This window comes from Methylomicrobium agile, from assembly GCF_000733855.1.
GTDB lineage: Bacteria > Pseudomonadota > Gammaproteobacteria > Methylococcales > Methylomonadaceae > Methylomicrobium > Methylomicrobium agile.
This window is the reverse complement of record NZ_JPOJ01000001.1, coordinates 3878903-3905251: the sequence shown is the minus strand read 5'-3', so window position 1 is coordinate 3905251 and position 26349 is coordinate 3878903. Positions and strand designations below refer to the sequence as shown.

The following is a 26349-nucleotide window of genomic DNA, read 5'->3' as shown; positions in this document are numbered from 1 at the left end:
TTCGAGCAGATCAAAACAAGGTACGCACAGCGTACCCTACGTTATCGGCATCGGACGATTTTTTCCGTGCCGGTTAGCGCACCAGCAATACCATCACGCTGCCTGCCACCATTACCAGGCCTGCGACCAGCCTGCGTACCAAGTGCGGTTCGTTGAATATCCTGTAGCCGAGGAATACCTGGAACAGCATCCCGAGCTGAAACAAGGCCAGTGTGTAGGCAATCAGCATTTGCGCCATTAGCACCAGCGTCAGATATTGCATCACGAAGACCGCCGCTCCGACCAAGGTGATGTGGGAAACATGCGGCTGCGATTTTTTGATATTGTCGGTCAAGCGCTCCGCGCTTAAAAAAGCGTTCGCCAGCAGGATCAGCGGCAATCCGAACCATGACCAGAAAATCAGGGTTTCCAGCGGCGTGGAATGTTCGAGCGAGCCTTTCAGAAACAGCGTGCCGATCGAAAACAGCAGAATGGAAAGAAAACGCGCCTGTACGCCCCGCTCCTGCAGAAGCGGCTTTAGCCCACTCGGCGCTGCACCCCCAGACGGCGGCAACAGCAAAAAACTGCCTGCGACGATGACCGCCACTCCTGCAAATCCCTGTAAGGTCGGCACCTCGCCGAGAAACACGATCGCCAACAACATCGAAATCACGACCTTATAAGCATTGAGCGGCCCGAACACCGACAGGTCGGTTTTGGAAAGCGATATCACCATAAATATCCAGCCGCCTACGTCGAGTAGGGAGGCCATAAACACATCGATCCAGAAAGAAGGCTCCAAATGCAAAAAGGCCGTGTTGAGGGCAAACGGCAGGGAGAGTGCGGACAGTACCGCATAGGTGGTGGCGACGATGTAGAACGGATGCAGACCTTGATGCGACAGCTGTTTCTGAAAGACGTTGGATACTGAAGACAGAAACAACCGCCCGAAAACGAATACGATTTCCAAAAGCGGTTTCCTTTATGTAAATCTCGAATAGTCAAAGGGAGCGCATTCTAATGGTTCTCGCTTCAAAAGAAAACCGATTAATTAATGGGTTTTGGTTGGCTACCCATTGCCGCTGGTCGATCGCTGAAAATGCGGGTATCGCCGCCACGGGGAGCTTTGCTGCGAGGCATCGAATGTCAAATGATCGGTATATCAATTCGTAGGGTACGCTGTGCGTACCTTTTGGGCAACCTATAATTAAAATATTATCTGATAATAGAAGCTAATTTTGACTTAACCGACAATCAGGCAAATCTCTTTTTCAACCTCCAATAAACCAAAACCGAAACCAGCACTATCGCGCAAGCCGAAACTATCAGAATCAACCCCAGCACTACGATTCGCCAGAACGCGTAATTCACCCACTCTTTGCTCTGTCGGCTTAGCGATTCGAACCGGGCAGTCAGTTCATCCAAGTTACCGGGCGCCAGGGTCTGATTCAGAGTTTGCATCAATCGGACCAAGTTTTGCGCTGTCAAGGCCATTTGGGCGGCGGCGACTGTGTAATCCTCGATCCGGAAAGGCTCCGAGTCCGGTCTGGGCGGGCTGGCTTGCAGTTGCCGCACCACATCCTGAAATGCCTTTAGCGTGACAGTCGAAGCATCGGACATCGCTTTGCCCGCGGCCAGCGATTTTTCGGTTCGAGTAGCCAGCTCGGCGAGTTCCGGCTGCTGCCGGCTCAGTGCATTGATGATCTGCCGGCGTTCGGCGCTGATGAAGCCGGGCAGGCGTTCCGTCGTCCGGCTGAATCGGTTCGCCGCTTCGGTCAGTCGATCGGTATTGGACAGCAGTTGCTCTATCTTAGGCGTTTCCCCCGCCTGAATCACCAGCAGTTCGGTTTCCCAGCGGATCAGAGTCGGCAAATAGCGGGCCAGAAACAGGCCGCGTTCTGCAAACAGCCGGGTATTGGCCAGTTCGCGGGTAGCCGGATCGAGCTCGGCCAGAGGATCGATCACGAGCAAATTGAAGACGCTGGCGGTTATTCCGGGTTGATCGGGGCGCCTGTTCATTTGTGCGATTTCGGTTGCAAAGCCCATTGAGCCGAGATCGCGAGGCGAACGCGTACTAGGATGCTGCTTATGCCAGGTCTCGATAGCCGCACGCAATTCCGACATCTGTTCTTTTTTCAGCACGGTGCCTGCGATCCTCCAGATTTCCTTTTCTACATCTTGAGCGGCGCGCAGATAAGGCTTGGCGGAGTCGCCGAAAAATTGGGGCATCCAGTAATCCTCGACATTCATCCGGTTCAGAGAGGCAAAGATGATCATGTCGAGGAGATTGGCGTAGGCGTTGGCACCGGTCGCGATCGCGATGATATCGTTGGTGGTATTGATGCGGCGCAATAAAATGCTGCGGTTTTGCGTCACTTTCTCGTCTTCCCGATGCAGCCGGCCGGCGGTGAGGTTAAGCGTGTTGATGGAATTGTCGGCAAAGCGGAGCAGTTGGGATTGCAGTTCGACCGGATCGAGCTTTTCCTCCTTTTCCCGTGTGAGCGAAAAAATGGAACGGATACCTTTCTCCGGCAGTTCCAAGGTGTGCTTGATCAGATTACAGCCGCCGACATTTAAGGTCAGAGCAAACAGCAGAGCCGTTTTGGATATCCGTCTAAAGACTTTGGAGCCGAAAAGCTGAAGATTAGCGCTCATGTGCAATTCCGACTCCCTACCGTCCACTAACTCGAGAATATCCGATGATTTCATTGGATTGCGCGGAAGCGCTAGAATTCAAGCCAGTTTCAAGCCAAAGGCAGACTCTATTTAGAATTCGATGGCCTTCGGAACCATCGAGAATGCACCGTTTTGCCCATCCCTTCATCCGCAACTTTAAAACGCGCTCGCCCGTATCAGGCCAAAACACTACGTATTTTTGGGGTTTAGTCGATGGTGGATTTCAACCGTCAACAGCGGGTCAACTCCCCCTTATCGCTTTATTTTTTCACATAGTATTCGACTAAAACGCTGGCTTTCCTCCGACAAACAGGGAGAGTTTTTATGTGGCATATAACTTGCTAAGTCCTAATACATCATCACCGAGCAGTCGCTTCATGCGACGCATTTATCGTTACAAAGATCGATTTTATATTGATTTTATTAATCACAATTTTTTGTTTCATCGAGCCCTAAGGATCGTAAAAATGATTACTAAAGCCTTGGTAATTTTAGGCTTATCGGCCGTTCTCTTGAACGGCTGCTACAAACCGGAAGCCGAACCAAAGGAAGAAGCTCCCAAATTGGAAGTCACCACCCCACTACGCGAAGACGCGTCTGTCGTCAAGGAATACGTCTGCCAGATCCATGCCATTAGACATATCGAGGTGCGGGCGCTGGAAAGGGGTTATCTACAGAATATTTTTGTGGATGAGGGAAAAACGGTGAAACAGGGGCAACCCATGTTTAAAATCATGCCCAACATCTATCAGGCCGAACTGCAAAAAGCGAAAGCCGAAGCCAACACCGTCAATATCGAATACCTCAATACCAAAGGTTTGGCCGATAAAAAAATCGTTTCGTTGAACGAGCTGGCTTTAGCGAAAGCGAAATTGGACAAGGCCAATGCGGAAGTGAAACTGGCCGAAACCCATTTGGGCTTCACCGACATCAAGGCGCCTTTCGATGGGATCATGGACCATCTGGACGCCAGAAACGGCAGCCTTCTCGATGAAGGGGCGCTGTTGACCACGCTGTCGGACATCAGCAAATTATGGGTGTATTTCAACGTTCCGGAAGCCGAGTATCTGGATTACAAAATGCACCAAAAGGGCGGCGCGCCTACCCAGGTTCGGCTTAGAATGGCGAACGGCCAGATTTACAATCAAACCGGCGTGATCGAGACGATCGAAGCGGACTTCGACAATACCGCCGGCAACATCGAATTCCGCGCCACCTTCCCGAATCCTGACATGCTGCTCAGGCACGGCGAAACCGGAACGATCTTAATGGCGAAGCTCTATAAAAACGCCATGCTCATCCCGCAAAAAGCGGTATTCGAAATCATGGATAAAAACTACGTCTATGTCATCAACAAAGAAAACAAACTGGAGCAACGGCTAATCAAGATCGAAGCCGACATACCGCATCTGTTTATCATCAAAGATGGCTTGCGGGACGATGACAGGATCTTGCTCGAAGGCTTGCGTAAAGTACATCCCGGAGAAGAGGTGAAGATCGATTTAAGGCCTCCGGAAAAGGTTCTCCCCGAGTTGGAACTGTACGCCGAGTAACCTTTAATCCAATCAGTGATCAATCATGTTTAATATCTTTATCAAAAGACCCGTGATGGCGATCGTGTTATCGCTCGTGTTCCTGTTCATGGGCTTCCTGGCAATCCGATCCTTGCCCATTGCCCAGTTTCCAGATATTGCGCCGCCGCGGGTTACGGTTTCGTTATCGTTTCCCGGCTCCAGCGCCGATGTATTGGTGCAATCGTCCTTGATTATGATCGAACGCGCCATCAACGGCGTGCCCGGCATGAAATACCTCACCTCGGACGCGACCAGCGCCGGCGAATCGACTATTCAAGTGTATTTCAATCTGGGGGTTGATCCCAACATTGCGATGGTTAACGTAAAGACACGCGTGGATCAGATGATGAGCAGGCTGCCCAAACTGGTACAGTTAGAAGGCGTGATCGTGAACTTCGTCCAGCCCAGCATGCTGATGTACGTCAACCTGTACAGTAAGGACAAAAACGCCGATCAGAAGCTTTTATTTAATTATGCCTACGTCAGCGTTATTCCGGAAATTCAGCGCATCACTGGCATCGCCCAAGCCACAATATTGGGCGCCCGCCAATATGCGATGCGGATTTGGCTGAATCCTGACCGAATGCGCGCCTATAACGTTTCGGTAGACGAGGTGATGGACGCGATCGGAGAGCAAAGCATTATCGGACGTCCCGGCCGGCTGGGCCAAAGCACGGGTATTGCCGCCCAGTCCAAAGAATACGTGCTGGTCTATAAAGGGCGCTTCAATAAGAAGGAAGAATATGAAGACATTATTGTCCGGGCCAACCCGGAAGGTGAAATTCTGCGTATTAAAGACATCGCCAGAGTCGATCTGAACAGCGAGTTTTATAATATTTACTCCGATAAGGACGGGTACCCTTCCGCGTCCATCGTGCTGAAGCAAAACTACGGCACTAATGCCCAAAAGGTCATAGAAGACGTCAAGGAAAAATTGAAAGAGTTGAAAAAATCCTTCCCCGAAGGCATGGACTACGAAATCAATTACGACGTATCGAGATTCGTTGAAGCTTCCATCGACAAAGTCCTGCATACCTTGGGCGAAGCGTTCTTGCTAGTATCCTTGGTGGTGTTTGTGTTTTTGGGCGACTGGCGTTCCACCTTGATCCCAATACTCGCGGTACCGGTTTCGCTGATCGGAGCTTTCTCCGTGATGTCGGCGTTCGGGCTTTCCATCAACCTGATTACTCTGTTTGCCTTGGTATTGGCCATTGGCATCGTGGTCGATGATGCGATCGTGGTGGTCGAAGCGGTGCACGCGAAAATGGAAGCGGAGCATGTTTCTCCTTTTGTCGCCTCGAAAAAAGTCTTGGGGGAAATCGGCGGAGCCATTGTGGCGATTACGCTGGTCATGGTGTCCGTGTTCATCCCTATTGCGTTCATGTCCGGGCCGGTCGGCGTATTTTACCGGCAATTCGGTATCGCCATGGCCTCGTCGATCGTCATTTCAGCGATCGTGGCGTTATCGCTTTCCCCGGTTCTGTGCGCGATGATTCTAAAAAACACGCACGGACAGAAGAAGCGGAAAACGCCGATCAGTCTTTTCATCGATGCATTCAACGCCCTTTTTGAAAAGGTCACGGGACGATACATTAAAATTCTTAATGTCGTCGTCATGCGACGGTTGTTGACCTTTTCGATTTTGGGCGCATTTTGTTTCGGTATTTATACAGTCAGTCTAACCTTGCCTTCCGGCTTTATTCCGGGTGAAGACCAAGGCATGATTTACGCGATTATCCAGACGCCGCCCGGCTCCACCATCGAAGTGACGAACAAAGTGGCGCGGCAACTGGAAGGGATAGCTGAAAAAATCGACGGCGTGCAATCGGTTTCTTCCTTGGCGGGCTACGAAGTGCTCACCGAAGGACGCGGTTCGAATGCCGGCACCTGTGTCATCAACCTGAAAGATTGGACCCAACGCAAACATTCCGTACAGGATATCATCAACGAACTCGAGGAAAAAACCCATGACATGGGCGCGGTCATCGAGTTTTTTCAACCGCCGGCAGTGCCGGGTTACGGCGCGGCATCCGGCTTGGCGTTTCGTTTATTGAATAAGACCATAGATACGGATTACTTCGAGTTCGACAAAATTAACCATACGTTCATGGATGCGATGCGCAAGCGAAAGGAGCTGACCGGATTGTTTACCTTCTATGCGGCCAATTATCCGCAATACGAACTGGTCATCGACAATAAGCTCGCGATGCAAAAAGGCGTTACCATCGACAAGGCGATGAATAACCTGGACATCATGATCGGCAGCACCTATGAGCAGGGCTTTATCCGCTTCAATAACTTTTTCAAGGTCTACGCCCAGGCTCTGCCCGAATTTCGGCGTTTCCCTGAGGATGTGTTGAAATTCTTCGTGAAAAACGACAAGGGCGCGATGGTGCCGTACTCCGCTTTCATGACCATGAAGAAACGGCAGGGTCCCAATGAGATCACGCGTTATAACCTTTACAATTCCGCCGCTATCCGCGCCGAGCCAGCCGCCGGTTATACCACGGGAGCAGCCATCAAGGCGATCCAGGAAGTCGCCGCTGAAGTTTTACCGAAAGGTTTTGACGTCGCGTGGGAAGGTTTGACGTTTGACGAAGCCCGCCGCGGTACTGAAGCAATAGAGATCTTCGTGGTCGTTATCATGTTCGTCTATCTGGTGCTAGCCGCGCAGTATGAAAGCTTTGTTTTGCCGTTAGTCGTATTATGTTCGCTGCCCCCTGGTCTTTTCGGCGCATTCTTCCTGCTGAAAGAGCTGGGCCTTGCCAATGATGTCTATTCTCAGTTGGGGCTGGTGATGTTAGTGGGTTTGCTCGGTAAAAACGCGGTATTGATCGTGGAATACGCGGTGCAGAAGCAAGCCCAGGGCATGACGATTAAAGAGGCAGCGATCGAGGGCGCCAAAGCGCGTTTCCGGCCGATCTTGATGACTTCGTTCGCGTTCATCGCCGGCCTGATTCCGTTGGCGATCGCCACCGGAGCGGGAGCTGTCGGCAACCGGACGATCGGCACGACCGCCCTAGGCGGCATGCTGTTCGGTACCGTATTCGGCGTCGTGCTAATCCCCGGATTGTATTACGTCTTTGCCAAGATGATCGAAGGCAAGCGACTAATTAAGCACGAAGATATCGATCCTTTAACCGAAAAATATCACTACGGTACGAATGATGTTGAAGAGTAATACATTGCAGTTTTTGCTGTTGGGCGCTGTGGGGCTGATGTTACAAGCCTGCGGCATCCCGGCAATGACCGCCAAAAAGACCGACACCGCGCTGCCGGATCATTTCAAGAATACACCGGGCGTTTCGGCACAGAAAAATACCGCAACCGCGAATTGGGCAGATTTTTTTGAAGATTCCGATCTGATCGCATTGATCAAAACGGCGATCGCGAACAATAAGGAAATGAATATCATGCTGCAGCGCATCAGCGTGGCGGAAAATGAAATTCAAAAGCGTAAAGGGGCTTATCTGCCCTTTGTGAGCATCGGTGCGGGCGCCGGCGCGGACAAGGTCGGACAGTTTACGCGCAGCGGCGCGGTCGAGGAAAATCTGGAGATACGGCCGGGCGAGTCGTTTCCGACCTTGCTCGGCGATTATCAGTTCGGGCTGTTTTCGACCTGGGAGATCGACGTTTGGAAAAAGCTCAGAAACGAGAAGCAGGTGGCCGTGCTGGATTACATGGCGTCGATCGAAGGCCGGCACTTTTTGGTGACCAATCTGGTCGCCGAGGTCGCGCATTCGTATTACGAACTGCTCGCGTTGGACAATCAGCTCGAAAACCTGGAACAATACATCGCCATTCTGCAAAACGGCCTGGAGATGGTCAAGCAATTGCAGATTTATGCCAGAACGAATGCGCTCGCGGTCAAACGTTACGCTGCGGAAGTGACCAAAAACGAGAGCAGAAAATACGAGATCAAACAGCAGATCAGCGTCATTGAAAACCGCATCAATTTTTTGTTGGGCCGAACGTCCGGGCCGATCAAGCGCCATTCGGCCGGCTTCATGGACATCAAACCGAAAATGCTCCAGGTGGGGATACCTTCGCAACTGCTGCAAAACCGGCCCGATATCAAGCAAGCGGAACTGGAGCTGGCGGCGGCCGATTTGAGCATCAAAGTGGCGAGAGCGAATTTCTATCCGACCTTCGGCATCAAGGCCGGCATCGGCTTTCAGGCTTTCGCGCTCAAATATTTGATCAATACGCCGGAGTCGCTGGCGGCGACCATTGCCGGCGAGATGGTCGCACCGCTGGTAAACAAGAACGCGATCATCGCCGAATACAAAAACGCCAACGCCAAGCAGGTTCAGGCGGCTTACGAGTACGAGCAAAGCATCATCAAAGCCTATATGGAAGTGGCCAATCAAATTTCGAACATCGACAATCTGGACAAGAACTATCGCTTCAAGAGCAATCAGGTGGACTCGCTCGTGCAATCGATCGACGTGGCCAACCAGCTGTTCCTGTCGGCCCGCGCCGATTATCTGGAGGTTTTGTTGACGCAAAGGGATGCCTTGGATGCCAAAAAAGAGCTGATCGAAACGAAACAGAAGCAAATGAGCGCGGTGGTGGACTTGTATAAGGCGCTTGGCGGCGGGTGGCAGAATGTGTAATTGTCTGGAAAGTGAGTAGTGAGTAGGTCGGGCAACAGCTTCACCGTTGCCCGACGTTTGAGCTCAAAACCATCACCCGGTTAAGGTATCGATATTATCGGGCACAAAAGCGTGTCCGACCTACAGGGCTGGATAGTGCATAGGCGGCGGATTAATCGTCAGCCCTCGGCTTTTGGAAGTAAGCGGCCGCGCCCAGCAGGCCGATCATGAAGAACGCGGTGCCGACCAAGGTGAAGCGCAGATTCGATACTTCGACCGGCAAATCGTCCGTCGTATACAACATGATAATCACGGCGATCGTTCCCCAGCCGAAAAACCGCAGTAGAGCGGCCAAAACCACTCTGCCGATGGATTCCGATGCGCTGGCGGGGCTGTCCATCTGATAAGCCACGAAGCCGCACACGAGCGCTGGCAGGATTCCCCAACGCATGTGCTGGATGAAGCTTTCCAGAAAATTGAAATGCTCCCTGCGGTAGAAGGTCAGTTCGAGTACCAGTACCGATACCGCGGTGCTGACGGCGAAGCCCAACATCATCACCGATATATAAAAACCGTAGTATCGGTCGGACCGCCCTCGATGCTGCCGGAAAACAAAGGTCCGGGAAACGAAGACCAGTGCGACCGGCAGCACGTACATCGGAATCGCATAGGCGACCCAACGCAAAGTGGTGTAGTCGAAGTGGGCAAGCGGCCTTTCCGGAAACAGGAAGGTATTGTGCAGCAGGACCGAGATTTCCCGGCCCAGCATCACTCCGACCGCGGCGGCGGCGGTAAACAGCAGGATGTATCTATAGGTGTGTTCCAGTCGGGCTTCGCGCACGTTGCCGCCGAGCCGCTTCACGGCGGACCAAATGTCGTTCTCATTGGCGCTGCCGAACACGATCAGCGACGCGAGCAGGCGGCAGAGCAGGCCGGTCAAGTGGTCCAGATCCTTCAGTAGATTGACCGTCTTGGTATAGTGCGGCTCGGCTTCTTTCCACACGGCGACTCTTTCCGACATGGCGTTGTAGGAAATGCAGATTTCTCCCCATTTCAGCGACGGTTCGTTGAAAAAACGGCGAAAGGAGGTTTGCTCGGCGTAGTTTTGGATTTCATCGAAAAGCAGGCAATTGTGCGCCCATTTATACTCGACGGTGGCGTCGGATTTCTGGAAATCGCCGGGATCGATGCTCGGCACCAACAGACGGTCGGCAATTTTCTCTTTTAAACGGCCGTCGATCGCGGACAATCTCGAAGTGACCAGCGCATTGTAGACTTCGACCGCCTTGGTCGGAATCGCGAAGGCATCGTGGATGCTGTCGCGCAAGATCAGCAGGGGATTGAACTTGTTTTCCCAGGCAATGAAAAACAGCAACAGTGCGGCGATGATCAACGGGACCAATGTGCTGCCGCCCAAACCGTTCAAAAGGGTTACCCAATCTCCGGTGCGAAGGCTCTTGACGATCAGCGTCACCAGAGGCTCGATAGCCAGCCATTGCCACGTCAACAGGCCGTAGAACGTTGCCATTAGCGTACAATATAAGGCGATTCCGGCCGTGTAGGTGCTCCGGCGGATAAAGTATTGCGGCAGCGTCGGTTCGGCGCCCAGTTTGATGCGGCGTTTTTCGAAGGACCGGTAGGCCAGAAGGAAGGCCGCCCCGGTTCCAAGCAACTGCACCGTCAAGAGAACGAAGAGTTCGGCCGTCATCGTGTAACTGCTCCCGGGTACTTTTTAAAAGATGTCGAATAGGGAAAGATCATACTGTTTTGAAGAATTATAAGCGCGCCGATACGAAATGATTGAACTTTTGCCAGGGTATTTTTACCGACCGCCGTTTGATAAAACGGTTATTTAAATCGAAATGAGAATAAACTGCTGTCAATAATGCCATGAACGACGGGGAAATGCCTAGTGCGAAACGCAAGTTCCTGTGCTGGCTCTTGAGTCTTAGCCGCACCCTGCGGCGCGGAGGTTGCGGACGCGGCTATTCATGCGGTTTCAGGACATAGCTTTCATAGGCAGGGCAGAGCGATCGGCATACCGCCAGTTCGGTTCGGTCGAGGTGGCTGTCGCTCAACCCGAATGCCGTGCCTCCAACAGATAGACGCCGAGAGCGATCATTACGCCGCCGCTGGCCAGTTTGAGCCAGCGGCCTTCCTTTTCCTGGAGCCGCCTCTGGCTGAGCGTGAATATGCCGACGCCGAGCACGAGCACATCGTCGAACATGTAAGCCGCGTTGTACAGCAGCAGGTAGCCGTAGTAACTCCAGGGATCCATTTGTCGCAGGGTCAGAATGCGGGTATAAAGCGCCGGAAAGCCCGAGGTGCAGAGGAACTCGACGATCTGCACCAAAACGGCCAGCATCGCGGCGGCGATGAGCGCACCGAGCAGATTTTCGGCCTGGAGGATTCGGCGGATTTGCGCGTAGAGGCCGGGTTTGGATTGTTGCGGTATCGACAGCGAAATCCCACGGCCGAAGGCCAGCGCATCCTTGATATGAATCATCCCGGCGCCTATCGCCAGCGCTGCGATGATGAGCTGCGAGACCCGCGAGAATCCCACCAGCAAGAACAGATTCAGCCAGGCCGCCATGAAAACCAGATAGGCCAGCCCTTCGACCGCGATGAAGGTTCCCGCGACCGCGAACATGCGCCAACGGTCCCGCATCGGCGCCAACAGCGAAATCATCAGGATCAGCACCCACATCGAGCAGGGGTTGAAGCCGTCGAGCAGACCCATCGCCAGCGTGAACAGCGGCAAGCCGGCCCGATCCGGCGCGAGCGTATGGCCGAACAGCGAAACTTCGAAGCCGGCCGGCTCTGACGGCTTTTCGCAAACCTGGGTTTGATCGAGGGTACAGCTTTCCGGAGGTGCGGCCGGTTGCGGCCGTTTTGCATCGGCCAGTGCGTCCAGAAGTTGTTTTCCGGTGTTTGCCTCATCCGAAAAGCCGATCATCAGCCGCCGGTCGATATAAAAAGCCGGCACGCCGGGTTTGCCGATGCCTTGCGCATTCGCCAACTCTCTCAAGCGCTCGAGCGCGGCCGCGTCTTGGCCGACATCGCGCAGCAAAATCCGCAGCTCCGGCCGCTCGGCCGCCAAAGCGCCCAGGAATGATCTGGCTTTCTCGCAATGGGGGCAGCCTTCGCGAATGAACACTTCGACGGCGATGCCCGCTTGCGGCGCAATCCGATCTGATTCGGCTTCAGGCGTTACCGCTGAAGGCGCCGCGCCGGCTATCGAGGCAACAAATCCGAGCAGTAAGGCAAGGACAACCGGCGTTGAACGGGCAAGTAAAAATTTGAGCATGTTCATTCGGAGACTTGATCTCTATCGGTGCGGCAAGGCTTTCATTATCATCTTAAAATCAACTATTGCCTAAAAATAAGGTCGGAGTATTACAACCTTTTCGTCCCCCTATCTTTATTCAGGTTGGTGAACCCGATGACTTCGAAAAACATCCATATCACGGACGCCGAGTTATCCAGAGCCCGCGAGTATATCGCCGGCCAGTTTATCGCGCGCAGCTGGTGGCCCAAGGAACAGCCGGGAGAAGCCAAACGGGAATTCGAGCTGATGAAAGGCAGCGCCGGTTCCTTGAATGCCTGGTGCGAGCGGTGGCTGGACGCCGGCCAGGCGAAAAAATTGGAAAAGACGTTGCGGGGCTGAATTTCAAGGAATGCCGGTTTACGTTAGAGCATTTTCATGTCGTGTGTAGGAAGGCCCTCACCTTCTGAAGGCTGCCATGTCGTTAAGTCCAGCCAGCCCCGTAGGGTACGCTCGACTGCAGGGATGCAGGAGTTAGGGCAACGCATGGAGCCGTTGCCGAGTACGTACCATCTAATATCGAAAGACACGCACAGCGTACCCTACAGCTAAGCGTTCGGCGGGAGAACGAGGGGAAAATTATGATCGACCTAATCCTAAGCGCCATTCAATTCTCTCCACGACGGCTCCCGTTGACCTGCGCTATCGTTAGGGGATGCGCAAATTCTGGCCTGGGGATATCCGGTCCGGATTGTTCAAAATGTCGCGGTTCGCCTTGTAAATGCGCGGCCACTGGTTCGGGTCATGGTAAAACCGCTTCGCGATTTCCGACAGCGTGTCGCCGCTCGCGACTTGATAAGTGCGCGGCTGCGGGGCAGGGGATGCCGGAGCGGCCGGCGCGTCGGCTTTGATACCCGTGACAGCCGGCGACGGCGTGGTTTGCTCAGGCTCGATCGAGGGCTGATCCTCTTCCTTGTCCTGGCGTCCGAAATAGACGCCTGCCGCGGCCGCGGCGATGCCCGCCCCGCCCAGAATCATCTTGCCCCACTCCGCCAGATTGCCCGATTCGGGTTCCTTGCCTTCCGGCGTCAATCTGTCGACCATGTCGGGCAGGATTTTCGAAAGCACGGAGGGCGCCGCGGATTCGGAGATGCCCGCTCGTTGGGCCAGGTTCCTGATTTGATCCTCGCCCAATACCTGTTTCAATTGCTCCGGCTGTACGGTTTGGTTTTTTTCCTTGCCGACCCACGACGAGGCCACCTCGCCGAGTCCGGACTGCTGGAATTTTTGAACCAGTCCGCCGACGCCCCCCATGGACTCCAGCATGCCAAGGGCGCCGTTTACCAGATTTTGGGTCTTGGGTTCGGCTTCTTCGTGGGTATTCGCGCCGATGGCGGATTTGACGATTTCGGTAAATAGACTCATCACGACCTCCTCGATAACCGGATGAAAAAAATCGAAGACTCGGTTGCGGATCAATCACAGGCGATTTTTGCTTCAGGACGATTCAAAAATCCGTAAACCTGCCATTGCCGATACCGGACTTAAGGCCCGATTGCATCGGGAATAACACTTAAGAGCAATGAATGCGATCGAGGGTTCAGACTGGCGGAATAATCGTGTCCGATTCAATCCATCGAATGGATTCAAATGGCAGAGGCGGCGGGTCTCGACAAAAAACATCCGCGTCACCGGCCTCCGTAAAGCCGTCGAAAAGCTTGAAAAAAGTCAGGGTTCCTGTGTAATAGAAGATAATCGGATTACTTTTTGTTTTACCTTAACCATTTCGGGAGGACCCCTATGAAAAACCGAAGCGTCATCAGTCTGTTATTGATCGCTTGCAGCACAACCGCGCCGGCCGATACGATCGGCTCCGTAGATACCGAATTCAAGCTGATCGGCCCCGACAACAAGATCGTGATCGAGGCATTCGACGATCCAGACGTCGCCGGCGTGACTTGCTACATTAGCCGGGCCAAAACGGGCGGGGTTTCCGGGGCGGTCGGCGTTGCCGAAGACACTTCGGATGCGTCGCTGTCCTGCCATCAGACCGGAGCGATCAACCTCGATCCAAAGATCAAATCGGGCGAGCGCGACGGTGAAAACGTATTCAAAAAACGCACCTCGCTGATATTCAAGTCGATGCAGGTGGTCAGGTTTTTCGATAAAAACCGCAATACCCTGGTTTATATGGTCTACAGCGACCGGGTATTGGAAGGCTCGCCGAAAAACAGCGTTTCCGCCGTACCGATTCAGGCCTGGCGCTAAATCCGGACGTGATGAAGCGGTTTGGCGAGATCGTATCGAACCTGCGGAAGGACTGCGGGTCAGATAAAGCAGAGGTGACAGGCTTACGGCGCGGCGGCCGGTTCATGGGGTTAGGATCGTTCTCTCCGAGGGGTTTTCCGGAACGGGAGCGTTTCCACTGGAAGGTAGGAAAGAGCGATGAAGTTCAATACTGCAAGATGGGTTACGGTGATTCTCCTGGATTTGCTGATGCTCGGCTGTTCGAGCATACGAGCGAGAACCGACGTTGTTGAGCAAGATGATAAATGGCGGGTTTATCCCGGCGTTCGGCAGGATGTGAACGATCTCGGGACGCTAATGAAAGGCCAGCCTTTGAAAACCGACCAGGAAGGTGTGCAGCCGGGATGGGTCAACGGGATTGTCGGCTTTGTTCTGACTATCGATCTGCCTTTTTCTACCGTTTTCGATACGGTCGTGGTGCCTTACGACCTGTATCGCATTTACAATCCGGAGGCGTTCCGTAGCGACGACATCGCATCGGCCGGCAACTGAGGTGTTTTCATATCGTATTCGGCGGCGGAGGCACGGAACGAGTCTTCGGAGAGGGATACCGAATTTCGTCGATCCGGCAAGCCGGCGCTAGTTCTTCTGGAGGGAGATCAGGCGTTTGTCCAGCCAAGCGGCGGTTTCCTTCAATACCTGCGCCGATTCGGCGGGCCGATGATTGAGCAGTTCGTGCTTGAAGCCGGGATAAACGATTAACGATTTGTCCTTGCTCCCCAGCCGCTCGTACAAGGCCTTTGCGCCCGAAAGCGCGGCGATCCGGTCACTGCCGCCGTGGCAAATCAAGGCGGGCGATACAATGCGGCCGGCGTGGCGCCCGATATGTTCGCGGGCCAGGGTAAACTGGTTCAGCCAGCCGAACGTGACGGTAGAGAGGCGGCAGGGGTCGTGCTCGAAGTCGTCGATCACGCGTGGATTGTCGGTCAGTTCGTCAAGGTCGATCAGGGTGGGAACTGTAAATTGCGGCGCATATTTCGAGCATTTTTTGGCTAAAGCGGCGCCGTAATCGGCAAGCCGGCCGGCCAAGTGCAGCGGGCAGGAAAAAACCAGCACTCCGCGGATGATTTGCGGGTACTGCAGCACGTAGTTCAGCATCACGATCGAGCCCATGCTGTGACCGAACAGAAAAAGCGGACGGGCCGCCGCCTCGTCAACGATCCTGGCGATGAACTCGGCGACATCGTCGACGTAGTCCTGAAAAACATGAACATGCCCGCGTTTGCCTTCGGAACGGCCGAAGCCGCGCTGATCGAAGCCGTAGCAGTGGTATCCCCGGGCGGCGAACGCCTGAAGAGCCGGCTCGTAGCGGCCGATATGTTCGCCCACGCCATGCAGAAACACGATCGACGCTTTCGGCGACACCGCCGGACGGGCCGTATAAAAAAGGGACAGGCGGTCCCGTGTCTGAAAAAATTCCATTTTACGAAATCTTGGTGGAAGCGGGCCGTGCCGGATTCAAGGAAGCGACCCGATAGGGAATTGCCGGGCCGCGGGAGCGGCAAGGGCGGTTAGCCATAATCCTCCGAAGTCTCGTGTTTTCGGGCTTCTTTCGCTCTTTCGCTGGCCTTGTAAAGGTCGATCGAGATCAGCGCGAACACCGCCGCCCACAGTTTCGAGGCGATGTCCTGGCCGTATTGGAAAAAACCGAACGAGCCCGGCGCGCCGTACGGTAAAAAGATAAAGAAATATTCCACGACAAACCAGACGGGCGGCAGGATGCCCCAGGCAACCAGCAAGAGATATTTGATTCTCAAGGTATCCCGTCTATACAGTACCCACAGCGTGATGGCCAGCGCGAACAGGCCGAAAAAAATAAAGGCATAAATGCCGATCTGCAATGGTCCTTCATAAATCATTCGCATCCCGGAAGCATCGTTGTTCATCGGTTTTACTCCAGTCGGCTAGGCTAGCGCCGAGGTCTCGGCGAGGGTTGGCGGAGATCAAACGATATGCACCCCGTCTCAATGTGCGCTTCCGTTCAGGTGCCGCTCGATCGATTCATATACGTTGAGTTTTTCGAAAAGTTGTGGCGCCGGAGGCGAAGGCGGCAGGGTTTCGTAACCGGCCGGCCAATTATCCCAGCCGTAACCCCAACGCCAGGGCGTCGGTAGCCAGGGCATTCCGCCCAGCCGGACTCCGGCATAGAGGATATTTCCGAGTCCGTTCGCTTTCGCGTTCACGCAGCGCATCAATTCCCGGTCGGCGTAATCCCGGTCCCGGCCGCTGCCGCCGCACCAATACGCGATGTCATGCGCAATGCAGCAGGCGACCCAGTCATCATCCGGCCAACGCGAGCAGCCGTCGGTCGTGAAAATGAAATCGGGCTGCGCATGAGTTTCGGTGCGTTTTTCCCGGCAATAGGCTTCCGCGAGATCTTCGAGCGCGTTTCGCACCGGTTTGTTTTTGGTGTAGGGCTCGATGGATAACCGGGACTCCAGCGACGTACAGCCCGCGGTCAGGAAACTCGTCAATAAACCGATTAGCAGCCGGCGGTAACTCGGCAAGCGGAAACGGCGGTTTTTAGTCTGCATGCTACCGATCCTGACTGATTTCATCGATTCACCGGTGCCTATCCTAACGCATAAGCATGGCGGATGCCACAGTCAGGCTGTCATTTTCCCGGACTGTCTGACGGAAGAGGGAGAAACCGGCGTCCACGCAGCAAAATGTCGGCTTTACCGTAATCGCCTTACGGCCGGCCCCGGCGTCCACGGCCGCACCTTCCCCGAAAATCGCCCGGCAGAGTATAATGCCTGCGAGATCCCGGGCGGCGATCAGTGTGCCTGATACCGATCGGTTGCGCGCCGCGATCACTCCCCAAGTCCAGTTTAAAATTCCGGCTATATCATTTGAAATCTTTCGTCATCATCAAAACCGGCTCGACATTGTTGCCCATCCGGCAGCGCTTCGGCGATTTCGAAGACTGGATGAGCGAAGGCTGCGGCCTGTCCGGCGCGCCGGTTATCGATGCGGCAGGAGGCGAAGCGTTGCCGTTGCCGGAAACTTTATCCGGGGCGATCATCACCGGCTCGCCTGCGATGGTGACCGATCGAGCCGGATGGATGCAGTCCCTGGCCGTCTGGGTACGGGAGGCGGTGAGCGAGGCGGTCCCTTTGCTGGGCGTCTGTTTCGGCCACCAACTCCTGGCGCAGGCGATGGGCGGCCATGTCGATTATCATCCCCAAGGCCGGGAAATCGGCACCGTCGCGATCGAATTGACCGAAGAAGGAAAACGGGATCCTTTGCTCGGCCATTTGCCGGACCGGTTTACCGCGCATGTCACCCATGCGCAATCGGTGATGCGGCTGCCGGCGAGTGCCTTGCATCTGGCGGGCAACGCCTACGAAGCGCACCAGGCGTTTCGGGTGGGCGAATGCGCCTGGGGAGTCCAGTTCCATCCCGAATTTACCGCGGAGATCATGCACGGTTATGTGGCCGAACATGCCGCCGCGCTGCATGAACACGGCCGGGACGTTGCCGCGTTGAAGGCCGCGATAGCCGATACCGAGGCCGCGAATGCGCTGCTGAAACGGTTTTACGGCTATTGCACGGAACGGTAGCGGTAGCGACGGAACGGCGATGACCCGAGCCGGTCAGGCCGGACAGCGGTCGATGATGGCCAGCGCCCGGTCGATCTGATCCGGACTGTTGTAAAAATGCGGCGAGAAACGGATGCCCGCCCCGCGCAGGGCGCAAATCACTTTTTGCTGCATCAGGTATTGATAAAACGCCGGATTCGCAATCTTTTTATGTTTGAATACCGCGATACCCGACTTTAGCGCCGGCGGGGCAGGGGACCGTAATTCCAGCTCGGGATGCCGTTCTATTCGTTCCCGCAGATAATCCATCCGTTCGAACAGCAGGCTTTCGATCTTTTCCATCCCGGTTTCGAGCAGCAGCGAGACGCTGGCGGACAAGGCATGGATACCGAGCATGTTCGGACTGCCGCATTCGAAGCGGCGGGCGGTCGGGTGCATCGCCCAGGGCCTGTTTTCGTAATTGTGCGTATCCTTCATCATGTGCCAGCCGAACTGGGTCAGTTTGAGCCGGTCGCGCGCGTCCGGGGCCGTATAGAACACCCCGAGCCCTTCGGGGCCGAACATCCATTTATGGCCGTCGGCCATCGCGAAATCCGCCCGGCAGGCCTGCACATCGAAGCGCACCGCGCCGATGCTCTGGATCGCATCGATGCAGAACAGGATGCTTCGCCGCTTGCAGAATTCGCCGATCCTTTCGATATCGAGCCGGAGGCCGGTCGCGAACTGGATCGAACTGACCGTCAGCAGGCGGGTGTTGCGGTCGACCAACGCGAACAGCGCGTCTTCCGGCGTGGCGGCGGCATGCAGGTCGGCCTGGCGCAGTTCGACGCCTTGCGCGGCCAGCGACTCCCACGGCAGCCGGTTCGACGGAAATTCCTCGTTGCTGGTCACGATATTGTCGCCGGCCTGCCAGTCCAGACCGTAAGCGACGAACGACAGCGCTTCAGAGGTATTTTTGACCAAGGCGATGTCGTCCGGACTCGGTGCGTTGACCAACGCCTGCAACTGCTCGCGCAACTGCGTTTCTTTTCGGAGCCAGTCGGGATAGAACGCCGCGCCGTAGCGGGCGTTCTGTTCGGCGAACTCGGCCACGGCCTTGCGGGTCCGGTCCGGCCAGGGCGCGACCGCGGCGTGATTGAAATAGATCAGGTCTTCGGCTAACGGAAAGTCGGGATGATGCATAATCTCGAAAGTAAATGAATCGTTTAATCATGAACCCTGTAGGTACGCTGTGCGTACCTTGAATCGGTATCCTTCTTTATCTCTCTTGGTACGCACAGCGTCCCCTACGATTCGCATGTCGCCGGCTCGAATTCCCGCTCGATGATCTGCACCCGTTGGGTGATCCCGCACACCAGCGTGTAAGGAATCGTGTCGGCGCACTGCGCGATTTCCTCGACCGGCAGGTCGTCGTTCCATAAGGTCACCGGGTCGCCCGGCTTGGCGTCCGGTTGCGAGGCCAGATCCACCGTAATCATGTCCATCGACACGCGCCCGATCAGCGGCACGCGGCGGCCGTTGACCAGCACCGGCGTGCCGTTTCTGGCATAGCGCGGATAGCCGTCGCCGTAACCGATCGCGATCACGCCTAGCCGCGTCGGTTCGGGGCAACGCCAGGTGCCGCTGTAGCCGACCGTTTCGCCTTGGTATACCGGCTTGACGGCGATCAGCTGCGAATAGAGGCCCATCACCGGCTGCAGGCCGATTTGGCTGCCGGTCTGCGACGGGAACGGCGAGATGCCGTAAAGCATCACGCCGGGCCGCACCCAGTCGGTCAAGGCATCTTTCCACCCCAGAATACCGGCGGAGTTGGCGATGCTGCGTTCGCCCGGACAATCCGCGAGCGTCTCGTTGAATAAAGCGATCTGTCGAAGGGTTTTTACATCGGTTTTGTCGTCCGCATTGGCCAGATGCGTCATGAAACGGATCGGGCCTTTGACGATCCGGCATTGCCGCAACCGTTGATGGACCTGGCCGAAATCGGCAGGCCGAAAGCCGAGCCGGTTCATGCCGGTGTCGATCTTCAGCCAGACGCCGAGCCTGCCGGTTTCCGGGCAGCTTTCGAGAATATCGAGCTGCGGGAACGAATGCACGACCGTATCGAGGCCATACGACAGGAAGAGATCGAGCTCGTCGCGGTTCCGGAACCCTTCCAGCACGGTGACCGGCTGCTCGAAGCCGGCTTTTCGCAGCCTGATCCCTTCGTCGCCGCGCGCAACCGCGAACGCATCGACATCGGCCAGCACTTCGGCGATACGCTGCAAGCCGTGGCCGTAGCCGTTGGCTTTGATCACCGCCATGATTTTTGCGCCGGGCGCATGGCGTCTCACCACGGAGACGTTACGTTTTACCGCATCGGTATTCAAAACCGCATAGGCGGCAGGCATTAGCGGATCATTCATAATAATCCTGGTCGTATTGCGTACCCGCGTAATTCTCGAAACGGGTAAACTGCCCGAGGAAAGTCAGGCGCACGGTGCCCAAAGGACCATTCCGCTGCTTGCCGATGATCAGTTCGGCGATGCCTTTGTCCGGGGTATCTTCGTGGTAGACCTCGTCGCGGTATACAAATATGATCAAATCGGCGTCCTGCTCGATCGCGCCAGACTCCCTGAGGTCCGACATCACCGGCCGCTTGTTCGGCCGCTGTTCGAGGTTGCGGTTCAACTGCGACAGCGCGATCACCGGCACGTTCAGTTCCTTCGCGAGCGCCTTCAGGCCGCGGGAGATGTCCGAAATCTGCTGCACCCGGTTGTCGCCGCTGCTCGGCGACTGCATCAATTGCAGGTAGTCAATCACGATCAGCCCGATCTGGCCGTGCTCGCGCATCAGCCGGCGCGCGCGCGAGCGTACTTCGGTCGGCGTCAGCGCGGGCGTGTCGTCGATGAACAGTTTGGTTTCGGCAAGCAGGCTCATCGCCGAGGTCAGCCGCGGCCAGTCGTCGTCCTCCAGTTTGCCGGTCCGGACCTTGTTCTGGTCGATCCGGCCGAGCGAGGACATCATCCGCATCGCCAGCGCGTCGCCCGGCATTTCCATACTGAACACCGCAACCGGCATCCGGCTTTTGATCGCGATATTCTCGGCCATATTCATCGCGATCGTGGTTTTACCCATCGACGGCCTTCCGGCCACGATGATCAGATCGGCCGGCTGCAGGCCGGAGGTCAGGCGGTCGAGTTCGGTATAGCCGGTGCTGGCGCCGGTGATCGAGCCTTCCTGCGCGAACATCACCTCGATCCGGTCGACCGCTTTGGCGAGCAGCGATTTGATCGGCTGGAAGCCGCTCTGGCCTTTCTGGCGCTGTTCGGCGATCTTGAACACTTCGCGCTCCGCATGTTCGAGCAGCTCGGAAGTATTGCGGCCTTCGGTGTTGAAGCAGGAGTCCGCAATGTCGGTGCCGACGTGGATCAATTGCCGCAGCACCGAGCGGTCGCGGACGATATTCGCGTAGCTGACGATGTTCGCGGCGCTCGGCGTATCCTTCGCGAGCATGCCCAGATACGCCAGGCCACCCGCATTTTCGAGCTCGCCGATATCCTCCAGCGCCTCCGATATCGTCACCACATCGAAAGGAATCTGTTTTTCGGCCAGATTCTCGATCGTCCGAAAGATCAGCCGGTGGTCCTTCCGGTAGAAATCGTCGGCGGTCACCTTGTCCGCAACCGAATCCCAGGTCTGATTGTCCAACATCAGGCCACCCAGTACGGCCTGTTCGGCCTGGATCGAACTGGGCGGAACTTTTAAAGAGTCATGCGCGTAGTCGTGCGGAAAAATCAGGCTGTCAGGCATTTAATGACGAGAGAAAAAGAGTGGGTTAGATAAGTGAGGCAAGCGCCCCTCGATTTGATATACTGCTATATTATCAAAATTGGCCGCGGCACACCGGAGCATCGGTGATTTTCGTTGCGGGGTATGGGTAGGCAATCGACGGAAGCCGGCTCGGCAGCGGCGGTTTTGATGGATCAGGAAAAACATTTTGGAGTAAGCAATGCTGAATAAGGTTATTTTGATTGGGAGATTGGGAGCCGATCCCGAAGTCCGCTTCATGCCGAGCGGCGGTCAGGTGACGACGATTCGTCTGGCTACCAGCAGAAGGTGGCGCGATAAGCAGACCAACGAACGCAAGGAAGAGACGGAATGGCATCGCGTGGTGTTCTTCGCCCGGCTGGCCGAAGTGGCCGGGGAATATCTGAAAAAAGGCAGCCAGGTTTATGTCGAAGGACGCATTCGGACCCAGAAATGGCAGGGCCAGGACGGCCAGGACCGTTATACGACCGAAATCGTCGCGGAAGAAATGCATATGCTCGACAGCCGCAGCGGCGGCACGGCAAGCTTTGGCGATCAGCCGCAATCGGGCTATGCGGCTCCGGGCAAGCCGTCGTCTTCAAGGCCGGAAGCGCCGGCGTCTTCCGGTTCGATGCCGCCACCGCCGAATTACGACGACTTCGACGACGATATTCCGTTCTAATTCCTACCAAATGATAATTTGCTAAAAATTGTCTATGGAACCCGCATCACTGCGGGTTTTCCATTCTGCGTTTCGATGTTTGTGAAGACCCTGGCGAATACATCGGTTAGTGCAATCGGAACTGATGAGTTGGGGCGCTGATTGCCATTGAATTGCCGACTTCTTGCCAACGATAAATATTCGTCCTGGAAAGTTTTGCGCGCAGAGAAGGCCAATGCGCGCATTTGAATTTATTTTGATGGCACTCAGCGCAGATGAGCACTTGTATAAAAATGGTGATCATACCTGCTTAACGCCATCAGAAGCTCTCTCCAGAAGAGTTGGGTGAGGGCAATTTAAAACTGGCAAAAAGCATATCATGAAGTTCACTGAAAAACACCCGAGTTAAACTACCGACCATCCTGCATTTAATCCGTTTGGGTTATGAGAAGTGAAACTGGCGTTGGAAACGGAGGATCTCCAAAGCCTTTTACGAAAAGCTGATGGACCGCTCGGGCACCAAATTGATCGACTTTGAGAACTTCAACAATAACAGTTTTCATCTGGTTACCGAGATCACCTATCAAAACGGCGACGAAGAGTTCAGGCCTGACAGAATTTGGACAGTCGGATAAGTGATACCTTGTCCATGTCACCTCCCTCTGCGATGTAATAACCCCATAAAATAAATTAAAACAGGAACAACACCATGACAAGCACCCAACAACGCGCCGCACTGCAACGCCAAATCTGGCAGATCGCCAACGATGTACGAGGCGCAGTGGATGGCTGGGATTTCAAACAGTATGTGCTTGGCACCCTGTTCTATCGCTTTATCAGTGAAAACTTTGCCAGCTATATTGAAGGCGGTGACGACAGTATCAACTATGCAGAGCTGCCCGATAGCGTGATCACCCCGGAAATCAAAGACGATGCTATTAAAACTAAGGGCTACTTCATCTACCCCAGCCAGCTGTTCTCCAACATTGCCGCCAGCGCCAACACAAACGAAAGCTTGAACACGGATCTAGCTGCAATCTTTGCCTCTATCGAAAGCTCAGCCAACGGCTATCCATCGGAGGGCGACATCAAAGGCCTGTTTGCCGATTTCGATACCACAAGCAACCGCCTTGGCAACACCGTCGCCGATAAAAACACCCGTCTGGCCGCTGTGCTCAAAGGCGTGGAAGGGCTGGAATTTGGTGATTTTGAAGGCAGCCACATTGACCTGTTTGGTGATGCCTACGAGTTTCTCATCTCCAACTATGCCGCCAACGCCGGTAAATCCGGTGGCGAGTTTTTCACCCCGCAGCATGTGTCGAAGCTGATTGCCCAGCTTGCCATGCACAAACAAAGCAGCGTTAACAAGATTTATGACCCGGCCTGCGGTTCCGGCTCGCTGCTGCTTCAGGCCAAAAAACACTTCGATGCGCACATCATCGAAGAGGGCTTCTTTGGGCAAGAAATCAACCATACCACCTACAACCTGGCGCGGATGAACATGTTCCTGCACAACATCAACTACGACAAGTTCAACATCCAGCTCGGCAATACCCTGACCGAACCGTACTTTGGCGACGAAAAGCCCTTCGACGCCATCGTTTCCAACCCGCCCTATTCGGTGAACTGGATCGGCAGCGACGACCCGACGCTGATCAACGACGAACGCTTTGCCCCGGCCGGTGTGCTCGCGCCCAAGTCCAAGGCCGACTTTGCCTTCGTGCTGCACGCGCTCAGCTACCTCTCCAGCAAGGGCCGCGCTGCCATCGTCTGCTTCCCCGGCATCTTCTACCGGGGCGGTGCTGAAAAGAAGATCCGCCAGTATCTGGTGGACAACAACTACGTCGAAACCGTGATCTCGCTGGCGCCCAACCTGTTCTACGGCACCACCATCGCCGTGAACATCCTGGTGCTGTCCAAACACAAGACCGATACCAACACCCAGTTCATCGACGCCAGCGACTTGTTCAAGAAGGGCACCAACAACAACCTGCTGCTGGATTCGCATATCGAGCAAATCATGGCCGTGTTCGACAGCAAGGCAGATGTCGATCACTTCGCCAGGTCCGTGCCGTTCGAGCAGGTTGCGGCTAACGACTACAACCTGTCGGTAAGCAGCTATGTGGAAGCCAAGGACAACCGCGAGGTGGTGGACATCGCCCAGCTCAATGCCGAACTGAAAACCACCGTTGCCAGGATCGACCAGCTGCGCAAGGACATTGATGCCATCGTCGCGGAGATTGAAGGCGGGGAGTTGGAGGCATGAGTCGTATTGATGACCTAATTGCTGAACACTGCCCGGATGGGGTTGCGTTCAAGCGTCTTGGCGACATTGTGCGCATCAAGAACGGTAAAGATCACAAATCGCTTGGTGATGGAGAATTTCCGGTTTATGGCTCCGGCGGGATCATGCGATATGCAGATACCTACGCCTACAACAAGCCATCAGTCTTGATACCAAGAAAGGGCTCGCTTGGAAATCTTTTCTTCGTAGATGTTCCGTTTTGGACAGTCGATACTATCTTTTATACGGAAATTGACGAATCACAGGTTCGCCCAAAATATCTTTACTATTTCCTGACAACGGTAGGCCTGGGCGAAATGAATCAGGCAGGCGGCGTTCCTAGTCAAACGCAATCCGTATTAAACGAATTAAAAATTCCTGTCCCTTGTCCGGATAAGCCCGAAAAATCGCTTGAAATCCAGGCCGAAATCGTCCGTATACTGGACAGCTTCACCGAGCTGACCGCCGAGCTGACCGCCGAGCTGACCGCCCGCAAAAAACAATACAACTACTATCGGGACAAGTTGTTGAGTTTTGAAGAAGGGGAGGTGGAGTGGAAGGCGTTGGGAGAAGTGGCAAATATTAAGAACGGGAAGGACTGGAAGAAGCTAGGTGAAGGAGATATTCCGGTGTATGGCTCTGGAGGGATTATGGCGTATGTTGATTCTTTTGCGTACGACAAACCAACGGTCCTCATTCCGAGGAAAGGTTCTATAACTAATATTTTTTACGTTGATGAACCGTTTTGGAATGTAGACACTATTTACTATACCGAGATCGACTTCGCTCAGATAAACCCTAAGTTCTTTTTTCATTATTTGAAAACTTTGGACTTAATGAGACTCGACACGGGGTCAGGTAGACCAAGTCTCACACAGGCAATTCTAAATACTATTTTAATTCCTATTCCTGTGCTGGAAGAACAAGCTCGCATCGTCGCCATCCTCGACAAATTCGACGCCCTGACCAACTCCATCGCCGAAGGCCTACCGCGCGAAATCGAATTGCGCCAGAAGCAATACGAGTATTACCGCGACTTGCTGTTCAGCTTCCCCAAACCAGAAGCCGCTTTAGCCGCCAGTGCGTAAAGGGATACGGTCATGCCAAAACACCCGCTCACCCTGCGCGACCAAACCACGGAATTCCTGCTCTACACCACCCCGAATGGCGCGATCAAGGTGGAGGTTCTGCTCGCCAACGAGACTATTTGGCTGACCCAGAAGCGCATGGCGGAGTTGTTCGGCGTGGGTGTGCCTGCCGTCTCCAAGCACCTGAAAAACATATTTGAAAGCAATGAGCTAGACCCAGATTCAGTTATTTCCATTTTGGAAACAACTGCCGAAGACGGCAAAAAGTACCAGACCCAGTATTACAACCTTGATGCGGTGATTTCGGTCGGCTACCGCGTCAATTCGGCGCAGGCTACCCAGTTTCGTATCTGGGCCACCCAGCTTATCAAGGAGTACATCATCAAGGGCTTTGCCATGGATGATGAGCGGCTGAAAAATGGCCGTTACTTTGGCAAGGACTATTTCCGTGAACTGCTGGAGCGGGTGCGCTCGATCCGTGCCAGCGAGCGGCGGATTTATCAGCAGATCACCGACATTTTTGCCGAATGCAGTATCGCATCGAATCCGATTTCGATCGCACCGTGAAAAAGCTGCTGCAAAGGAAGGACAC

General features: G+C 54.7%; 23 protein-coding genes. 12 read left to right on the top strand and 11 right to left on the bottom strand.

Annotated elements, in window-relative coordinates; genetic code table 11:
• Positions 1-73: 73 nt before the first annotated feature.
• Both CC94_RS0118185 and CC94_RS0118180 read right to left on the bottom strand, forming a co-directional pair.
• Positions 74-949: a DMT family transporter gene (locus CC94_RS0118185; protein WP_005372219.1), complete on the bottom strand. Its 876-nt coding sequence runs from the start codon at positions 947-949 to the stop codon at positions 74-76.
• Positions 950-1233: 284 nt separating this feature from the next.
• Entirely contained in the window at positions 1234-2634 is a 1401-nt protein-coding gene (locus tag CC94_RS0118180) for a hypothetical protein (RefSeq protein WP_157203473.1), read from the bottom strand.
• A gap of 488 nt (positions 2635-3122) precedes the next feature.
• Between CC94_RS0118180 and CC94_RS0118175 the strand changes: the two genes are divergently transcribed.
• From CC94_RS0118175 to CC94_RS0118165, 3 genes are read left to right on the top strand one after another with little or no spacing between them, the layout of a single operon-like run.
• A complete protein-coding gene (locus CC94_RS0118175) occupies positions 3123-4208 on the top strand; it encodes an efflux RND transporter periplasmic adaptor subunit (RefSeq protein WP_005372217.1) in 1086 nt (361 codons plus the stop codon).
• Positions 4209-4233: 25 nt separating this feature from the next.
• Entirely contained in the window at positions 4234-7410 is a 3177-nt protein-coding gene (locus tag CC94_RS0118170; protein ID WP_005372216.1) for an efflux RND transporter permease subunit, read from the top strand.
• Positions 7397-8845 carry a TolC family protein gene (locus CC94_RS0118165; protein WP_213069365.1) on the top strand — a complete coding sequence of 483 codons (1449 nt, stop codon included), beginning with the start codon at positions 7397-7399 and terminating at the stop codon, positions 8843-8845. Before CC94_RS0118170 ends, CC94_RS0118165 begins: the two co-directional genes overlap by 14 nt.
• A gap of 151 nt (positions 8846-8996) precedes the next feature.
• Here the strand turns inward: CC94_RS0118165 and CC94_RS0118160 are convergent, their stop codons facing one another.
• Both CC94_RS0118160 and CC94_RS0118155 read right to left on the bottom strand, forming a co-directional pair.
• Positions 8997-10532 carry a hypothetical protein gene (locus CC94_RS0118160; protein WP_031431731.1) on the bottom strand — a complete coding sequence of 512 codons (1536 nt, stop codon included), beginning with the start codon at positions 10530-10532 and terminating at the stop codon, positions 8997-8999.
• 366 nt (positions 10533-10898) lie between these two features.
• A complete protein-coding gene (locus tag CC94_RS0118155) occupies positions 10899-12131 on the bottom strand; it encodes a glutaredoxin family protein (protein WP_342666534.1) in 1233 nt (410 codons plus the stop codon).
• Positions 12132-12266: 135 nt separating this feature from the next.
• Between CC94_RS0118155 and CC94_RS0118150 the strand changes: the two genes are divergently transcribed.
• Entirely contained in the window at positions 12267-12491 is a 225-nt protein-coding gene (locus tag CC94_RS0118150) for a hypothetical protein (protein WP_031431729.1), read from the top strand.
• 306 nt (positions 12492-12797) lie between these two features.
• On the opposite strand, the gene CC94_RS0118145 is transcribed toward CC94_RS0118150, so the two are convergent.
• The gene (locus CC94_RS0118145) at positions 12798-13514 is read right to left on the bottom strand and encodes a YidB family protein (RefSeq protein WP_031431728.1); all 717 of its coding nucleotides are present in this window, start codon (positions 13512-13514) and stop codon (positions 12798-12800) included.
• Positions 13515-13889: 375 nt separating this feature from the next.
• On the opposite strand from CC94_RS0118145, the gene creA reads away from it, so the two are divergent.
• Positions 13890-14357 (top strand): protein CreA, encoded by a 468-nt coding sequence (creA, locus tag CC94_RS0118140; RefSeq protein ID WP_005372205.1) that lies wholly within the window; start codon positions 13890-13892, stop codon positions 14355-14357.
• Between the two features lie 177 nt (positions 14358-14534).
• The gene (locus tag CC94_RS0118135; protein ID WP_005372203.1) at positions 14535-14888 is read left to right on the top strand and encodes a YceK/YidQ family lipoprotein; all 354 of its coding nucleotides are present in this window, start codon (positions 14535-14537) and stop codon (positions 14886-14888) included.
• Between the two features lie 87 nt (positions 14889-14975).
• Here CC94_RS0118135 and CC94_RS0118130 read toward each other — a convergent pair whose 3' ends face one another.
• The 3 genes from CC94_RS0118130 to CC94_RS21790 form a co-directional block, all read right to left on the bottom strand.
• Positions 14976-15818, bottom strand: a complete 843-nt coding sequence (locus CC94_RS0118130) for an alpha/beta hydrolase (protein ID WP_005372201.1) — start codon at positions 15816-15818, stop codon at positions 14976-14978.
• Between the two features lie 89 nt (positions 15819-15907).
• The gene (locus tag CC94_RS0118125) at positions 15908-16282 is read right to left on the bottom strand and encodes a hypothetical protein (RefSeq protein ID WP_005372199.1); all 375 of its coding nucleotides are present in this window, start codon (positions 16280-16282) and stop codon (positions 15908-15910) included.
• Positions 16283-16360: 78 nt separating this feature from the next.
• On the bottom strand, positions 16361-16930 hold the full coding sequence (locus tag CC94_RS21790) for a hypothetical protein (protein ID WP_005372197.1): 570 nt from the start codon (positions 16928-16930) through the stop codon (positions 16361-16363).
• Positions 16931-17248: 318 nt separating this feature from the next.
• Between CC94_RS21790 and CC94_RS0118110 the strand changes: the two genes are divergently transcribed.
• Entirely contained in the window at positions 17249-17959 is a 711-nt protein-coding gene (locus tag CC94_RS0118110; protein ID WP_005372195.1) for a glutamine amidotransferase, read from the top strand.
• Positions 17960-17992: 33 nt separating this feature from the next.
• Here CC94_RS0118110 and CC94_RS0118105 read toward each other — a convergent pair whose 3' ends face one another.
• The 3 genes from CC94_RS0118105 to dnaB all read right to left on the bottom strand — a co-directional run bounded on the left by CC94_RS0118105 (position 17993) and on the right by dnaB (position 21727).
• A complete protein-coding gene (locus CC94_RS0118105) occupies positions 17993-19120 on the bottom strand; it encodes an aminotransferase class V-fold PLP-dependent enzyme (RefSeq protein ID WP_031431725.1) in 1128 nt (375 codons plus the stop codon).
• A gap of 104 nt (positions 19121-19224) precedes the next feature.
• On the bottom strand, positions 19225-20340 hold the full coding sequence (alr, locus tag CC94_RS0118100) for an alanine racemase (RefSeq protein ID WP_031431724.1): 1116 nt from the start codon (positions 20338-20340) through the stop codon (positions 19225-19227).
• Positions 20333-21727, bottom strand: a complete 1395-nt coding sequence (gene dnaB, locus CC94_RS0118095; RefSeq protein ID WP_005372190.1) for a replicative DNA helicase — start codon at positions 21725-21727, stop codon at positions 20333-20335. The genes alr and dnaB overlap by 8 nt, the downstream gene beginning before the upstream one ends.
• Positions 21728-21926: 199 nt before the next feature.
• Between dnaB and ssb the strand changes: the two genes are divergently transcribed.
• The 5 genes from ssb (at position 21927) to CC94_RS0118070 (ending at position 26324) form a co-directional block, all read left to right on the top strand.
• Complete coding sequence (gene ssb / locus CC94_RS0118090; RefSeq protein ID WP_005372189.1) at positions 21927-22406, top strand: single-stranded DNA-binding protein; 480 nt, start codon at positions 21927-21929, stop codon at positions 22404-22406.
• A gap of 455 nt (positions 22407-22861) precedes the next feature.
• Positions 22862-23020 carry a type I restriction endonuclease gene (locus CC94_RS25560; RefSeq protein WP_425411962.1) on the top strand — a complete coding sequence of 53 codons (159 nt, stop codon included), beginning with the start codon at positions 22862-22864 and terminating at the stop codon, positions 23018-23020.
• A 74-nt stretch (positions 23021-23094) separates the two neighbouring features.
• Positions 23095-24651 (top strand): type I restriction-modification system subunit M, encoded by a 1557-nt coding sequence (locus CC94_RS0118080; protein WP_031431723.1) that lies wholly within the window; start codon positions 23095-23097, stop codon positions 24649-24651.
• Positions 24648-25757: a restriction endonuclease subunit S gene (locus CC94_RS23265; protein ID WP_031431722.1), complete on the top strand. Its 1110-nt coding sequence runs from the start codon at positions 24648-24650 to the stop codon at positions 25755-25757. Before CC94_RS0118080 ends, CC94_RS23265 begins: the two co-directional genes overlap by 4 nt.
• A 12-nt stretch (positions 25758-25769) precedes the next feature.
• Positions 25770-26324 (top strand): virulence RhuM family protein, encoded by a 555-nt coding sequence (locus tag CC94_RS0118070; protein ID WP_215731687.1) that lies wholly within the window; start codon positions 25770-25772, stop codon positions 26322-26324.
• The last annotated feature ends 25 nt before the right edge of the window (positions 26325-26349 follow it).